At 69.1% G+C, this 13,541-nt stretch carries 15 protein-coding genes; 5 read left to right on the forward strand and 10 right to left on the reverse strand.

The window, feature by feature from the left end:
- Window positions 1–75: 75 nt before the first annotated feature.
- Window positions 76–222 carry a hypothetical protein gene (locus LT972_RS04225; protein ID WP_232571954.1) on the forward strand — a complete coding sequence of 49 codons (147 nt, stop codon included), beginning with the start codon at window positions 76–78 and terminating at the stop codon, window positions 220–222.
- A 244-nt stretch (window positions 223–466) separates the two neighbouring features.
- On the opposite strand, the gene LT972_RS04230 is transcribed toward LT972_RS04225, so the two are convergent.
- Window positions 467–742 (reverse strand): amphi-Trp domain-containing protein, encoded by a 276-nt coding sequence (locus LT972_RS04230; protein ID WP_232571955.1) that lies wholly within the window; start codon window positions 740–742, stop codon window positions 467–469.
- Between the two features lie 144 nt (window positions 743–886).
- On the opposite strand from LT972_RS04230, the gene LT972_RS04235 reads away from it, so the two are divergent.
- Together LT972_RS04235 and LT972_RS04240 are read left to right on the forward strand one after the other, a co-directional pair.
- Complete coding sequence (locus tag LT972_RS04235) at window positions 887–1,165, forward strand: PadR family transcriptional regulator (protein ID WP_232571956.1); 279 nt, start codon at window positions 887–889, stop codon at window positions 1,163–1,165.
- Entirely contained in the window at window positions 1,166–1,408 is a 243-nt protein-coding gene (locus LT972_RS04240) for a hypothetical protein (RefSeq protein ID WP_232571957.1), read from the forward strand. It abuts the gene before it with no gap.
- Here the strand turns inward: LT972_RS04240 and LT972_RS04245 are convergent.
- From LT972_RS04245 to LT972_RS04265, 5 genes are read right to left on the reverse strand one after another with little or no spacing between them, the layout of a single operon-like run.
- Window positions 1,405–2,544, reverse strand: coding sequence for an AI-2E family transporter (locus tag LT972_RS04245; RefSeq protein WP_232571958.1), 1,140 nt, complete (start codon window positions 2,542–2,544; stop codon window positions 1,405–1,407). The genes LT972_RS04240 and LT972_RS04245 overlap by 4 nt on opposite strands.
- A 46-nt stretch (window positions 2,545–2,590) precedes the next feature.
- Window positions 2,591–3,511, reverse strand: coding sequence for a sodium:calcium antiporter (locus LT972_RS04250; RefSeq protein ID WP_232571959.1), 921 nt, complete (start codon window positions 3,509–3,511; stop codon window positions 2,591–2,593).
- Window positions 3,512–3,553: 42 nt separating this feature from the next.
- Window positions 3,554–6,106, reverse strand: coding sequence for a cation-translocating P-type ATPase (locus LT972_RS04255; protein ID WP_232571960.1), 2,553 nt, complete (start codon window positions 6,104–6,106; stop codon window positions 3,554–3,556).
- The gene (locus tag LT972_RS04260) at window positions 6,107–6,685 is read right to left on the reverse strand and encodes a VIT1/CCC1 transporter family protein (protein ID WP_232571961.1); all 579 of its coding nucleotides are present in this window, start codon (window positions 6,683–6,685) and stop codon (window positions 6,107–6,109) included.
- Entirely contained in the window at window positions 6,685–6,972 is a 288-nt protein-coding gene (locus tag LT972_RS04265; protein WP_232571962.1) for a DUF211 domain-containing protein, read from the reverse strand. Before LT972_RS04265 ends, LT972_RS04260 begins: the two co-directional genes overlap by 1 nt.
- A 76-nt stretch (window positions 6,973–7,048) precedes the next feature.
- On the opposite strand from LT972_RS04265, the gene LT972_RS04270 reads away from it, so the two are divergent.
- Together LT972_RS04270 and LT972_RS04275 are read left to right on the forward strand one after the other, a co-directional pair.
- A complete protein-coding gene (locus LT972_RS04270) occupies window positions 7,049–8,368 on the forward strand; it encodes an MgtC/SapB family protein (RefSeq protein ID WP_232571963.1) in 1,320 nt (439 codons plus the stop codon).
- A 55-nt stretch (window positions 8,369–8,423) separates the two neighbouring features.
- A complete protein-coding gene (locus LT972_RS04275) occupies window positions 8,424–9,800 on the forward strand; it encodes a class-III pyridoxal-phosphate-dependent aminotransferase (protein WP_232571964.1) in 1,377 nt (458 codons plus the stop codon).
- 15 nt (window positions 9,801–9,815) lie between these two features.
- Here LT972_RS04275 and LT972_RS04280 read toward each other — a convergent pair whose 3' ends face one another.
- The 4 genes from LT972_RS04280 to LT972_RS04295 form a co-directional block, all read right to left on the reverse strand.
- Complete coding sequence (locus LT972_RS04280; RefSeq protein WP_269780545.1) at window positions 9,816–11,762, reverse strand: methyl-accepting chemotaxis protein; 1,947 nt, start codon at window positions 11,760–11,762, stop codon at window positions 9,816–9,818.
- A gap of 132 nt (window positions 11,763–11,894) precedes the next feature.
- On the reverse strand, window positions 11,895–12,305 hold the full coding sequence (locus LT972_RS04285) for a plastocyanin/azurin family copper-binding protein (RefSeq protein ID WP_232571965.1): 411 nt from the start codon (window positions 12,303–12,305) through the stop codon (window positions 11,895–11,897).
- Between the two features lie 77 nt (window positions 12,306–12,382).
- Complete coding sequence (locus LT972_RS04290; protein WP_232571966.1) at window positions 12,383–12,694, reverse strand: hypothetical protein; 312 nt, start codon at window positions 12,692–12,694, stop codon at window positions 12,383–12,385.
- A gap of 43 nt (window positions 12,695–12,737) precedes the next feature.
- Window positions 12,738–13,499, reverse strand: coding sequence for a DUF6612 family protein (locus tag LT972_RS04295; RefSeq protein ID WP_232571967.1), 762 nt, complete (start codon window positions 13,497–13,499; stop codon window positions 12,738–12,740).
- Window positions 13,500–13,541 lie beyond the last annotated feature (42 nt).

A 13,541-nucleotide genomic window follows, 5' to 3' on the forward strand; every position in this document is an offset into this window, starting at 1 on the left:
GGGGTTTCGGCGGCGGGGGCTTGAAACTACTCGTCGGTGCGGTGATTGATACCGGTGGGGCCGTTAGGGGGGCGTATGCGAGACGAGGAGGAGATTCGCGACCAGTACGAGTTCCTCGTCGAGGAACTCGAATCCGAGGAGATGAACCACGAGGGCGTCCGCGAGATGTTCACGTACTACCGGCGCGCGCTCGGCTGGGTGTTAGAAGAAGAACACATGTAGCGGCAGGGCTTTCGACCGGGGATAGTTTTATTATCGTCCCGCGTTTTGACTCAGGTGACGCTTCGCTTTGGAGGGCCGAAGCGTCAGCGGGGACCAATTCAGGGCGGCTGCGGGGCCGGAGTTTCCGGCCTCGCATCCTTTTCCGTTGCGCTACGCTCGACAGTCAGTTCTCTGCGGCTCGCTCGCCGCGACGAGGTAGTTAGTTATCCGACAAAAAGACGTTTTCTCCGACAGCAGGAAGTGTTCAGGCGATGTCGAGGTCGCCCGACGCGGCGTCTTCGCCGTCCGCCCACTCCAGTTCGAACTCGACGCTGAGTTCGTCCGCGCCGCTCCCCGTCTCGCGTTCGGCCTTCACCTCGAAGGCCACGTTCGTCGGCGGGTCGAGGGTGACCGACTGGTCGCCCGCGGACAGCGTGAGGTCGCCGCCCGCGTCGAGTTTGTCGGCGACGGTGCGGAGGTAGTTCGCGACGTCGCTGCGGGACTGCGTGGACTCGCTCTCGAAGATGACTTCTTCGGGCATGCATCCGGATACGTGAGCCACCGGCATACGTTCGTCGCCCGGGACATGTCACGAGAAGAACCGGGAAGTACGACGCCTCGTTGCACTCTTTAGGCCACCACACTTATGCTATCACGCGAGAAATTCCTTCCGAGAGCGAGACATATGCACGACTTGACAGGGTTTCAGCGCGACCTGCTCTACGTGGTCGCGGGGCTGGACGAACCGCACGGACTCGCCATCAAGGAGGAACTCGAAGACTACTACGAGTCCGAGATTCACCACGGCCGCCTCTACCCGAACCTCGACACGCTCGTCGACAAGGGCCTCGTCGACAAGGGGCAACTCGACCAGCGCACGAACTACTACACGCTGACGCGCCGCGGCGACCGCGAAATCACCGCGCGCCGCGAGTGGGAAGCCCAGTACGTCGACCTCGACTGAATGGTCTCGGCGCGCACCGCCACCGCGGCCGTCGGCGTGCTCGCCAGCCTCGCGGTCAGCGTCGTCCTCTGGCAGGTCTTCGACGTCGCGCTGTTCTTCCTCGCCGTCCCGTTCGTTCCCTTCCTCTTCCGGAGCCGCGACGACCGCCCGTCCGTCCGCGAGTGCCCGGCGTGTGGCTTCCGCACCCGCGACGCCGGCTTCGACTACTGTCCGCGGGACGGCACCGAACTCGAACGCGATTAAGCGTCCGCGCCGTCGTCTTCCTCGTCGCTCCCGTCGCCGCCGAACGGGCTGGGGCCGAGCGCCTCGGGTTCGATGGGGTCGCCCGCGACGAGTTCGGGCAGGACGATGCGCACGAAGTGGACCACGAGCACGAGTACGACCGGCCCCAAGAAGAGGCCGTACCAGCCCCAGAGCAGGGGGCCGAAGATGTACGCGAGCATCACGAGCCCGAGGTGGAGGTCGCGGCCAGAGACGTACGGGCGCAACACGAGGTCCGGAATCACGTCCACGACGACGAACGCGACGACGCCGAACGTCCCGAGGAACGCGTAGCCGCCGCCCTGCTGGACGACGAGGTACGCGAGCCACCCGCCCAGCGGGAGGTAGACGAGTTTGATGCCGACGATGGGGACGAGGCTCGCGACGCCGGTGAGCATCCCCAACAGTGCGGGGTACGGGATGCCGACGCCGGCGGGCGCCAGCGAGTCGAGCGCGCTGTAGGAGACGGCGGCGATGACGCCCGTGACGAACGCGAACAGGATGTTCCCGAAGAAGACGTGCGAGAAGTCGCGGTCGACCGCCCGACCGTACGTCTCCACGACGCCGGCGTCGTCGCCGAACTGCCGGCGGAACCACGACGCGAGCTTGTGGTCGTCCCGGAGCAGGTAGAACGCGATGGTTATCATCGCGAACAGGTGGACGAAGAAGTTCGTGAGGAAGCCGGCGTAGCCGACGGCGTTCTCGGCGACGGTCTGGAGTGCGGCCTGCACGGACGGCTCGCCGAGCAGCGACTGCGGGTCCTCGACGGCCGCGGAGACGTCGATGTACGGCCCGAGCAGCGACTCCAGTTGGCCGAGGTTCGCGCCGCGCGCGGCGAGGAACGCGTCCAGTTCCTGGAGGCCGACGGCGGTGGTGTACGCGACCAACAGGAGCACCGGGAGTGCGAGCGTGAAAAGCGAGACGAGCGCGGCGAGCGTCGGCGGCCGAATCCACCGCTTCAGGCGGCGGTAGACGGGCCGCGTCGCGTAGTAGACGAAGACGCCGAAGACGAACGTCCCGACGAACGAGTAGACGGTGTACGCGAGCGCGCCGGCGAGCGCGAGCGCCACCGCCCACCACGCGACGCGCGCCCGGTCGGCGTTCTCGAAGGCGGTCATTACGTGTCAGCGCGGCGGCGGCGACCAAAAAACCACCTGCGTGGCGTCACGCGAGGAGGAACGCCGGCGCGTACAGCATCAGGCAGAGCACCGCCGCGGGGCGGTCGATGCCCTCGCGCCAGTAGAACACGGCGAGCACGACGAGGGACACCGCGAGCATGTACGTCAGCGAGCCGTTGACTGCGGCGAGGTCGTCGACGACGACGTCCGCGACGAGCGCGCCGACGCCGAGGGAGAACACGGGGTCGGTGATGTTGCTGCCGAGGAGGGCGCCGACGGAGATGCCTTCGGTGCCGCCGCGGGCGGCGGCGACGGCCACCGCGATTTCGGGCGTGGTGGTGCCGAGGCCGACGAGCAGGCCGACGAGCAGTTCGGGGACGCCGAGCAGGCGCGCGAGCGCGACGCCGTTCGTGACGAGGAGGTGGCCGCCGAGCACGACGAGCGCGAGGCCGACGAGCACGCGCGGCAGGGCGTCGGAGGGCTCTTCGGCCTCCTCGACGACTTCCTCCGTGACCTCGCGCCCGCCCTCGTTCGTGTACAACGTGTAGACAAAGTTCGCGTACGCGAGCATCATCAACACGCCCTCCGAGCGCACGATTTCGCCGTCTTCGAGCGTGAGCACCATCACGACCATCGCGACCACCATCGCGCCGCCGTAGACGAGGACGTTCCGGCGCTCGGCGGCGATTGGCGCGACGAGCGCGACGACGCCGATGGCGAGCGTGATTTGGGCGACCTCCGACCCGACGATGTTCCCGACGACGATGTCGCCGGCGCCGTACGCGGCGGCGTACACCGACGTGGTCATCTCGGGGACGGAGGTGCCGATTGAGACGACGGTGACGCCGACGAAGAACGCGGAGACACCGTAGTACCGGGCGAGTTCGGCGGCGGCGACGACGGCGCGGTTCGACCCGTAGACGAGGACGAGCAGGCCGCCGACGAACAGGCCGACTTCGACGAGCATCCGGTCGGGGGTACGCGGAGCACCCCAAAGAGTAGCGACCGATTACTCGCGGACGGTCGGGTCGCGGCGGCGCGCGAGCGCGCCGACGCCCACGAACAGCGGGAGCGCGGCGGCGGCCGCGCCGAGCAGGACGAGCCAGTCCCCGCCGCTCAGCGGGACGGTACCGAAGTAGTCCGCGAGCGGCGTGTACAGCACGGCGAGCTGGAAGCCGAAGGAGACGAGGACCGAGAGCGTCAGCCACGGGTTCGCCGTCGGCGGGGTGTGTCGCGTCCACCGGACGACGTAGAGTTTCGCGAACTCGAAGACGACGAACCCAGTGAACACCATCGTCACGGCGTAGGGGGTGGCCGCGGGCGCGCCGTCGAGACTCCACACCATCACGGCGAGCATGAACGCGGTGGTGACGAGGCCGGCGCCCGCGACGAGGGTGAGCATCGACCGGTCGACGACGCCGCGGCCGCGCCGTGGCTTGCGCTCCATCACGTCGTCGGCGTCGGGGTCGGTGCCGAGCGCGAGCGCCGGCAGGCCGTCGGTGAGGAGGTTTATCCACAGCAGTTGGACGGCGGGGAGGATGAGGTAGCCGAACAGCGAGGCGACGAAGACGAGCAGGACTTCCGCGAGGTTCGCTGACAGCAGGTACGCGACGAACTTCCAGACGTTGTCGAAGATGGCGCGGCCGCCCCGAATCGCCGACCGGATGGTGGCGTAGTCGTCGTCCAGCAGGACGACGTCGCTGGCCTGCCGGGCGACCTCCGTGCCGCGAACCCCCATCGCGACGCCCACGTCGGCGTTCTTGAGCGCAGGCGCGTCGTTGACGCCGTCCCCGGTCATCGCGACGCGGTGGCCGTTGGCCTGAAGCGCGCGCAGGATGCGGACCTTCTGGGCGGGGACAGTTCGCGCGAACACGTCCACGTCCTCGACGGCCTTCCGGAGTTCCTCGTCGCTCATCGCGTCCACCTCGCTGCCCTCCAGGACGTTCGAGTCGACGCCGACCTGTCGGCCGATTGCGGCCGCGGTGAGGCGGTTGTCGCCGGTGACCATCTTGACCGCGACGCCGGCGTGCTTGGTGTCCGCGATTGCGTCCGCGACCTCGTCGCGCGGCGGGTCGAGTAGGCCCTGCAGGCCGACGAACACGAGGTCGGAGTCGGGGTCGCGGTCGCCGCGGTCGCGGTACGCGAACCCGAGCACGCGGAGCGCGTCGCCCGCGAGGTCGTCTACCCGCTCGGCGACCAGTTCGCGCGTCTCGTCGTCGAGTCGCCGCTCGCCGTCCGGCGTGAGGACGCGCGTGGAGCGTTCGAGGACGACGGCCGGCGCGCCCTTCACGTAGACGCGGTCCTCGTGGACCGTCGTCATCCGCTTGCGGTCGGCGGAGAACGGTATCTCGTCGCGCCTCGGGAGGGCGTCTCGGCGCTCGGCCACGTCGATGCCGCGGTCGAGTGCGCCCCGGACGAGCGCGCGCTCCGTGGGCGTCCCCGTCTCGCCGTCCGGCGGCGCGTCGTTGCAGACGGCGCCGATTTCGAACAGGCGGTCGAGGCGCTCGTCGTCGGCCTCGGGGTCGAGTGTCTCGTCGTACACCCACGCCTTCCGCACGCGCATCTCGCCCTCGGTGAGCGTGCCGGTCTTGTCGGTGACGACGACGTCCACGGAGCCGAGCGCTTCGACCGCGGGGAGGCGGCGGACGAGCGCGTCGTCTCTCGCGAGGCGTCGCACGCCGAGCGCGAGCGTGAACGTCACGACCGCCGGCAACCCCTCGGGGATGGCGGCGACGGCGAGCGAGACGGCAGCGAGGCCGGCCTGGACGAGTGGCGTGTCGCGCGCGACGAGGAGCGCGACGACGGCCGCCGCGAGCACGGCGACCGCCACGCCGAGGCGCCGGCCGAGCTGGTCGAGGTCCGTCTGGAGGGGCGTCCGCGGGTCTTCGGCTTCGGCGAGGCCGGTGGCGATGGCGCCGACCTCGGTGTCCATCCCGGTGCCGAAGACGACGGCTTCGCCGCGCCCCGCGACCACGCTCGTCCCCTTGTAGACGACGCTCGTGCGCTCCGCGAGCGCCGTGTCGGCGCCCACCGGTTCGGGCGACTTCTCCACGGGCAGGCTCTCGCCCGTGAGCGCGGCCTCCTCGACTTCCAGCAGTCGGGCGTCGAGGACGCGCGCGTCGGCGGGCACCACGTCGCCCTGTTCGAGCAACACCACGTCGCCCGGCACGACCTCGTCGGCGGGGACGGTTGTGCGCTCGCCGTTCCGACGCACGGTCGCGTTCGGCGTCGCGGCGTCCCGGAGCGCGTCGAGACTGCGTTCGGCGCGGTACTCCTGTGCGAACCCGAAGACGCCGTTCGCGAACACGATGACCGCGATGAGCACCGCGTCGACGGGCTTTCCGGCGGCGAACGCGAGCGCGGCGGCGACGACCAGCACCCAGATGAGCGCGCTCCGGAACTGCGCCGCGAAGATGGCGGCGGGATGCCGGGAGCCGTCCCGCACCAGTTCGTTCGGGCCGACCTCGGCGAGTCGCCGTTCGGCCGCCGCGTCGGTGAGGCCGTCGCGGTCGCTGTCCGCGGCGTCGAGCGCGTCGTCGGTGTCGGTGGCGTGCCAGTCCATCTACCCGAGGAGGACGTTCACCGCGGCGACCACGAGGCCCGCCAGCCCCATCCGGGCGCCGGCGACGAGCCACGACTGTTCCGAGAGGTTCCCGAGGTACGCGCCGAACGCGAACAGCAGGCCCGCGCCCAGCAGGACGCCGACGACCGTCGCTTCGAGGAGCGTGAAGACGGCGCCCTCCAGCAGGAACGGCGACAGGGGAACGAGCACGCCGACCACCGGGCCGAGGCCGCTCAACACCGCGTGGACGACGCGCTCGCCGCGCTTCTCGCGCTCGATGCGGGTGTCGTCGAGGTCGGCGAGCATCGCGTCCTCCAGGCGGAGCACCTCCAGTTTGGTCTCCGCGCGCTCTATCTCCCAGACCGACCACACGCCCGAGGTGGCGAGCCCGACCGCTGCGCCGACGCCGACCTTGAACACGGTGGTACCGTCCGGCACGCCGGAGAGGTACGCCCCGACGACGACGCCGATGCTCGTCAGCGTGCCGTCGAAGCCGTTCGAGACGAAGTAGCGGCGCGAAATCGACCGCACGTCGTCGTCTCGGAGGACGCGCCGCAACCGGTGGAGGCGTTCGCGCATCACTCTTGGGGGGTACGGCGCTCTTCGACGAGCCGTTCGCCGCAGACGACCTCGTCGACGGAGTGGACGGTGCCGCCGAGGTCCGCGATGGCGTCCGCGACGTACTCCGGGTCGATGTCCGCGCCTTCCGCGGTGAGTTTCACGTTCTGGACGTCGCGGTCGTTCTCCACGACGGCGGCGTTCACGCCGTCCACGCCGTCCGCTTCGGCGATTTTGCTCGCGAACTCCACGATGTCCGGGTCGTAGGGCTTCAGCAAGTCGAGGACCAGACGCTTCACGGGTGGCATGTGTTGACTAACGGCAACTTCCGGGATAAGCGTGAGCGCTGGCGCGAGGCCGGCCCAAGCGTTTATATATTGACCTATGTACCTCTCAATAGTGTCGCCGCCGCTCGAATCGCTCGCAGCCGCGCCCGTGGACAGCCGCGTCGTCCGCATCGCGCTCTCCGTCGCGCTCGGCCTGTTCCTCGGCCTCGAACGCGAGTGGTCACAGAAGGCCGCCGGCATCCGCACGTTCGCGCTCGTCAGCGTCCTCGGCACCATCTTCACGATGGTCGACACCGAGCGCTGCGCCGCGGGCGTCGCGGCCTGCCCGCCGTACCTCTCCGGCGCCGGCGCCCTCTTCGTCATCGTGGTCGCGGGCGTCCTGATGCTCTCGGGGATGCGCTCCGAGGACGAGAGCCTCCACCTCACCACGGCCGTGAGCCTGCTCGTCGCGTACGGCGTCGGCGTGCTCGTCGCGCTCGGCGCCGTCCTCCCCGCCACCGTCGTCGCCGTCACGAGTTCCATCCTGCTCGTGTTCAAGCGCGAACTCCACGGCTTCGCGTGGGACCTCTCCCGGGAAGAACTGCGCTCGACCACGGAGTTCGCCATCCTCGCGTTCGTCATCTACCCCGTGTTGCCGCCGGGGTCCGTCGACGTCGGCACCGGCCGGTACGTCGTCGAAATCGAACCGCGGGTCGTCTGGCTGGTCGTCGTGTTCGTCGCCGGCATCGGCATCCTGAACTACGTCATCGTGAAGACCTACGGCGGACGCGGCATCGCCGTCACCGGTTTCTTCGGCGGGCTCGCGTCCTCGACGGCGGTCGTCGGGACGATGCTCGACCACGTCGGCCAGCGCGCCGACGCCGCCTCCTACGCCGTCGCCGGCGTCCTGCTCGCGAACGCCGCGATGGCGCTCCGGAACCTCCTCATCGTCGTCGTGTTCACGCTCTCCGCGGGCGTCCTCCTCGAAGGCACGATACCGCTGCTCGTCATCGTCGTCGGCAGCGTCGCCGTCGCCGCGTTCACCGCGGACTGGAGCCAGCGCGTCGAGATGGACTTAGAGAGCCCCTTTTCCATGCGGAACGCGCTCGGGTTCGGCGCGATGTTCCTCGTCGTCGTCGTCGCCGGCGGCCTCGCGCAGACCGAGTTCGGGTCGACCGGCCTCTACGTCACCGCCGTCGTCTCCGGCCTCGTCTCCAGCGCCGGCGCCACCACGTCGGCGGTCGTCGTCTACCGCACCGGCGCCATCTCCGGGGAGTCCGCGACAATCGCGGTGTTGCTCGCGACGGCGAGTTCGGTCGCGGTGAAGGTCGCGCTGTCGGCGACCAGTTCGAACCGCGAGTTCGCGTGGCGCGTCGCCGCGTACAGCGCGGTCCTGCTCGCCGCCGGCGGGCTGAGCGCGGTTCTCGTCGCGACGTAACGCCCGCCGGAACCGGAACGAACCGCTTTTACCGAGCGGAACGACAATCAGTTGCATGGACCGGGACACCGCAGAGCCGAGCGTCCGAAGCCTGCCCGGCGAGAAAGCCGAGCAGTGGGTGGAGTACCACCACGAACACGCGGCCCCCAGCACGTACGTCTACGAGTTCGTCTGGGACATCACCGAAGACGCCGACGGCCCGTTCTGTCGCGACGTCGACGGCAACGTCCTGATGGACTTCACGAGCCACGTCGCGGCCGCGCCGTTCGGCTACAACAACCCGAAAATCATGGACCGCCTCGACGAGTTCGACCTCGTCGACCCCTCCAAAATCGCGGGCCAGGACTTCTACGCCTCCGGCGGCTGGCCGCCCGAGGACCCCGCGACCGACACGTCCACGCAGCTCCTCCACCGCCTGACGGACATCACCGAGCAGTACGACCTCGACACCGTCTTCCTCTCGAACACCGGCGCCGAGGCGGTGGAGAACGCCATCAAGATCTGTTACCAGAACGGCGGCCACCGCGCGTTCACGTTCGACGGCGCGTTCCACGGGCGCACGCTCGGCGCGCTCTCCCTGAACCGCTCGAAGACCGTCCACCGCAAGGGCTACCCCGAAATCGGCGGCGTCGTCTCCGCGCCGTACTGCGCCTGCGAGGGCGACTGTGACTGCGGGTGGAAGACCAACGGCCCCGCCGGCAACGTCATCGCCGACAAGCTCCACCCGAAACGCGGCGTCATCGACCCCGACGAAGTCGCCTACGTCATCCTCGAACCCCAGCAGGGCGAGGGCGGCTACCGCGTGCCCAACGAGGAGTTCATCGACGACATCACGCACATCCAGCAGACCTACGACATCCCAGTCGTCGCCGACGAGATTCAGGCCGGCCTCGGCCGCACCGGCGAACTCTGGGGCGTCGACCACACCAGCCTCGACCCCGACGTCATCACGTCCGCGAAGGGCCTGCGCGTCGGCGCCACTGTCGCCAACGAGGACCTCTTCCCGGACGAGACGGGCCGCCTCTCCTCGACGTGGGGCGCCGGCGACATCGTCGCCGCCGCGCAGGGCGTCGCCACCATCGACGCCATCACGAGCGACGGCGTCCTCGACAACGTCACCGAACGCGGCCGCCAAGTCAAGGAGATTCTCGCCGACGACGCGCCCGGCTTCGTCACCGACGTGCGCGGGAACGGCCTGATGCTCGGCGTCGAGTTCGACACCAAGGACCGCCGCGAAGCGGTCGTGAAGTCGTGTCTCGAGCGCGGCCTGCTCGTCCTCGGCTGTGGCTACAAGACGGTGCGCCTGCTCCCGCCACTCGACGTCACCGAGCGAGAAATCGACCTCGCGTTGAGCGTCTTCCTCGACGCCCTCGACGACTCGAAAGTCCAGCGCGCTGGCCCCTCCGACGGCCACAGCGACGACGTCCTCTGAAACGCGGCTAACTGGTCACTCCGGCCGACCGCCGTCCTGACGCACCGGCGCCGCGCCGCGCGCCGCGTCCGGCGCGTTCTTCTCCCCGCCGCCGACCTCGAAGTCCGCGAGTAGCGACTGGAGGCGCTCGGCGCGCTCGCTGAGCGCCGACACGTTCGAACTCACCTCGGACGCGGACGCCGCCTGCTGTTCGGCGGCCGCGGACGCGCTCTCGGCCTCCGATGCCGTCGACTGGCTGATGTCCGCGACCTCCTCTATCATCGATACCGACTCCTCGGTGCTCGCGGCCTGGTCGTCGGTCGTCGCGTCTATCTCCTGGACGCCCGTGTCCGTCGCCTCCGCGTTCTCGCTCACGCGCTCGAACACGGCCACGACCTCCTCGACGGCCTCGATTCCCTCCTCCATCCGTCGCTCGGCGCGCTGGGCTTCCGTCACGGTCGTCCCGGTCTGCTCCTGAATCTCCGCGATGAGCGCCTCGATGTCGTTGGCGGACTCCCGGGTCTCCTCCGCGAGGCTCTTGACCTCCTCGGCGACGACGGCGAACCCGTCGCCGTCCCCGTCGGCGCGCGCCGCCTCGATGTTCGCGTTCAACGCGAGCATGTTCGTCTGCTCGGCGATGTCCCCGATGAGTTCGACGATGTCCCCGATTTCGTCCATCTGGTCGTCGAGCACCTCGACGTTCTCCACCGTCGACTCGACCGCCGACTGGACGACCCGTGAGTCCTCGATGGCCTGCTCGGCGGTCGCCTCGCCGTCTCGCGCCATCTCCGCGGTCTCGTGGGAGCGCTCGGCGACCGTGCCGGCGGACGCCGCCACCTCCTCGACGGCCGCCGACAGGTCGGTCATCTCCCCCGCGACGGTCTCCAGCATCTCTCGCTGTTGGTCCGCGTCCGCCGCAATCTCCTCGACGGACTCGCTGACCGTCTCGCTCGCGCGCCCGACCTCGCTTGCGCTCTCGTCGGCGCGTTCGCTCTCCGTCGCCACGTCCCCCGCAAACGACTGGAGTTCCCGCATCGCCGTCTCCGTCTCCGCTATCATCTCGTTGAACGCGTCCGCAATCTGAACCATCGCGTCGCTCTCGCTGTCGGCGTCCAGTCGCACCGTGAGGTCGCCGTCCGCCGCCCGCGCCATCGCCGCGCTGTACGCGTCGGCGCGCGCTTCGAGGTCCGCGTTCAACTGCTCGACCTCCCGTTGTTTGGCTTCGGCTTCGGCCTTCAGTTGCTCGGCTTCCTCTCGTTGGCGTTCGATTTCGGCCTGTTTCGCTTCGAGGTCCTCGACCTCGGCGGCGTTCGATTTCGCCTCCGAAAGGCGCTGTTCGGCCTGCTCGCGGGACTTCTCCGTGGAGTACCAGTGTGTCATCAGCGCGACGGCGAGCATCAGGACGAACACGCCGTGGATGAACCCCCACACCCACGGGTTCGAGATGGCGGCGGCGTGGTTGTAGACTCGCTCGGCGTTTATCATCCCGAAGACGCCGTGCGTGAACACGACGTACGCGAGACCGAGCGCGAACGGCAGCCAGTCCTCGTAGACGGCGATTATCGCCATCGCGACGAAGAAGTGGAAGTGCGCCTCGATGTAGCCGCCCGAGAACTGCACGAGCACCACCGACGACGCCAACACCCCCGTCGCGGCGAGCGCGGTGCGGGCGCGTCGCGGGAACCGCGGGACGCTCGCGAGCGCGGCGAACCCGAGGACGACCCCCAGTTCCGCGCCAACCATCCACAGCGGCGTCTCGGGAATCGTCGCGCCCGTGAACGACTCCGTGCCGTCGTACAGCCCCATCGCCAGCAGGAACGGGACGTGGGCCACCAGCAACAACAGGATGTTCCGGTGTCTGTTCCGCCACGTCTCGTCGGGAATCGTGTCCCCGCTCGGCGTGTACCGAACGAACTCCCCGAGTGTCTGGCGCCACCCGTCGCCGGACTCCCCGCGTCCGCCCCTGACTTCGTTGGCCGCCATGGCACACCCAATGTCGCTTCTCCCGCAAAAAGACCGGGTGTAATTCCGACGGTTTCGGGAGGCCAGACGCCCGTCCGCGGCGTCGACGGATTCCCGACTACGCGTCGACTCGTTCGACCGGCCGAACGGCGGTCACTCCGAGGATTCGACGGTGATGCTCCCCTGCATCCCCTGCGTGCGGTGGGGCGTGCAGACGTACTCGTAGGTGCCCGGCACCTCGAACGTGTACTCGTGGGAGAAGCCGCGACTCTCCAGCGCGGAGTGGCCCTGCCAGTCGGCGTCGGCGGGCTGGCCTTCGGGTTCGACGTTGTGGCCGCCGTCCAGCCACACGAACCGCACCGGCGTCCCCGGAGAGACGGTCAACGACGCAGGCGAGTAGGACAGCGACCCGTTCGGCCCGACTTCGACGACTTCGGTGCCCTCGGGCGCGTCCAGCGCCTCGACGTCCTCGCCGCCCCCGCCGCCGCCGACACAGCCGGCGACAGCCGCGGCGGCGCCCAGTCCCGTCGCGCGCAACACGTCGCGTCGCGTTCGCTCACGCATACGCGAAACTCCGAACTGACGAGAGTTAAGCGGGTCGTTCCGCGCTCGCCCCGCCGGGAGCGACCGGGGCCCGCGGCTCAGAACTGGTAGCGCCGGTCGTCGTCGTCCTGCGGGAACTGGTTCGCGCCAGTCATCTCGCCGTACGTCATCCCGGAGAGGTACTCGTCGTAGGTCACGTCGTACGCCGACCGCAGGTGGAAATCGAGGCGGCCGCTCTCGGTGGTCGACTGGAACAACATGTGGACCGCGCGCCGCAGGAGTTCGTCCTCGTCGGCGTCGAGCGCCGCCGACAGCATCGCCAGTTCCTGCTTGCTCTCGCGGTCGAGGAAGTCGTAGTCGAGGTCGTCGAACGCCAGTTCGACGTCGGTTTCGAGGTCGTCGAGGCTCATGCCCGAAGGGAGTCCGGGCACGCGGATACGCCTTTCCGTGTCGTCAGGCGGCAGCCGTCGGGCGAACGGGCGAGACGCTCGCCGTCGGGGCGTCCTCGGGAATCTCGACGGTCACGGGTTCGCCGTAGTTCGAGAACGCGATAGTGGCGTCCGCGGTGGCGGACTGCCCCTGAATCGTCATCTCCATTTCCATCTCGACCTTCCGCGGTCGGTCCGTCTCGTTTGCCACGTACAGTTCGTACGTCACGTCGTCGATGGACGCGTCGTCGAGGCTCCCCGAACTCCCCTGCCCGGCGAGGAACTGCTTCAGTTCCTCGGGGTCGGGTTCGAGGGTCAGCACCGTCGTCGCGACGCCGTCCACGGTCGCGCTCCCGGTGACCGACACCTCGCCGGTGCCGAGCATCTCCTGTTGGCGCGCGAGACCGCTCCCGGACTCCCACGGCTCCTGGTCGGCGACGTCCCGGGTCTGCCACATCCCGTTCGTCTTCACGTACATCGTCGTGCCGTCCATGTACGAGACGGCTTCGGTACCCCGAACCGTCATGTCGATTCGCGCTCGCTCCGCCGTCCTGTTGTAGACGCCGCGCTGGGTCATCGTGAGCGTCTGGCCGTTCGCCGACACCTCCATTTCCACGTCCATCTGGTAGGTCTCGACGTCCTGCATCGCTTCGCCGGAGTCGGTCGCAATCTGTGCGGCGCGGCTCTGTCCGTCCGCGCCGTCGTCACCGCTCCCGCCGAGGCCGGCACAGCCGGCGGTGACGAGGAGGGCGGCGACACAGAGCGCGGAGAGGGCACGTCGCTGCATGCGCTCGGTTGTTCTCCAGTCGGCGACTTAACCGCCGCGGGT

Origin of the sequence: Halobacterium litoreum (assembly GCF_021233415.1) — an archaeon.
In the GTDB taxonomy this organism is placed as follows: Archaea; Halobacteriota; Halobacteria; order Halobacteriales; family Halobacteriaceae; genus Halobacterium; species Halobacterium litoreum.

What these genes read in the sequence shown, in the direction of transcription:
- LT972_RS04255 (WP_232571960.1), bottom strand. Translation starts at nt 6,106, where the DNA reads ATGGACTGGCACGCCACCGACACCGACGACGCGCTCGACGCCGCGGAC.
- LT972_RS04275 (WP_232571964.1), top strand. Translation starts at nt 8,424, where the DNA reads ATGGACCGGGACACCGCAGAGCCGAGCGTCCGAAGCCTGCCCGGCGAG.
- LT972_RS04245 (WP_232571958.1), bottom strand. Translation starts at nt 2,544, where the DNA reads ATGACCGCCTTCGAGAACGCCGACCGGGCGCGCGTCGCGTGGTGGGCG.
- LT972_RS04240 (WP_232571957.1), top strand. Translation starts at nt 1,166, where the DNA reads ATGGTCTCGGCGCGCACCGCCACCGCGGCCGTCGGCGTGCTCGCCAGC.
- LT972_RS04230 (WP_232571955.1), bottom strand. Translation starts at nt 742, where the DNA reads ATGCCCGAAGAAGTCATCTTCGAGAGCGAGTCCACGCAGTCCCGCAGC.
- LT972_RS04260 (WP_232571961.1), bottom strand. Translation starts at nt 6,685, where the DNA reads ATGCGCGAACGCCTCCACCGGTTGCGGCGCGTCCTCCGAGACGACGAC.
- LT972_RS04250 (WP_232571959.1), bottom strand. Translation starts at nt 3,511, where the DNA reads ATGCTCGTCGAAGTCGGCCTGTTCGTCGGCGGCCTGCTCGTCCTCGTC.
- LT972_RS04265 (WP_232571962.1), bottom strand. Translation starts at nt 6,972, where the DNA reads ATGCCACCCGTGAAGCGTCTGGTCCTCGACTTGCTGAAGCCCTACGAC.
- LT972_RS04225 (WP_232571954.1), top strand. Translation starts at nt 76, where the DNA reads ATGCGAGACGAGGAGGAGATTCGCGACCAGTACGAGTTCCTCGTCGAG.
- LT972_RS04290 (WP_232571966.1), bottom strand. Translation starts at nt 12,694, where the DNA reads ATGAGCCTCGACGACCTCGAAACCGACGTCGAACTGGCGTTCGACGAC.
- LT972_RS04295 (WP_232571967.1), bottom strand. Translation starts at nt 13,499, where the DNA reads ATGCAGCGACGTGCCCTCTCCGCGCTCTGTGTCGCCGCCCTCCTCGTC.
- LT972_RS04285 (WP_232571965.1), bottom strand. Translation starts at nt 12,305, where the DNA reads ATGCGTGAGCGAACGCGACGCGACGTGTTGCGCGCGACGGGACTGGGC.
- LT972_RS04270 (WP_232571963.1), top strand. Translation starts at nt 7,049, where the DNA reads ATGTACCTCTCAATAGTGTCGCCGCCGCTCGAATCGCTCGCAGCCGCG.
- LT972_RS04280 (WP_269780545.1), bottom strand. Translation starts at nt 11,762, where the DNA reads ATGGCGGCCAACGAAGTCAGGGGCGGACGCGGGGAGTCCGGCGACGGG.
- LT972_RS04235 (WP_232571956.1), top strand. Translation starts at nt 887, where the DNA reads ATGCACGACTTGACAGGGTTTCAGCGCGACCTGCTCTACGTGGTCGCG.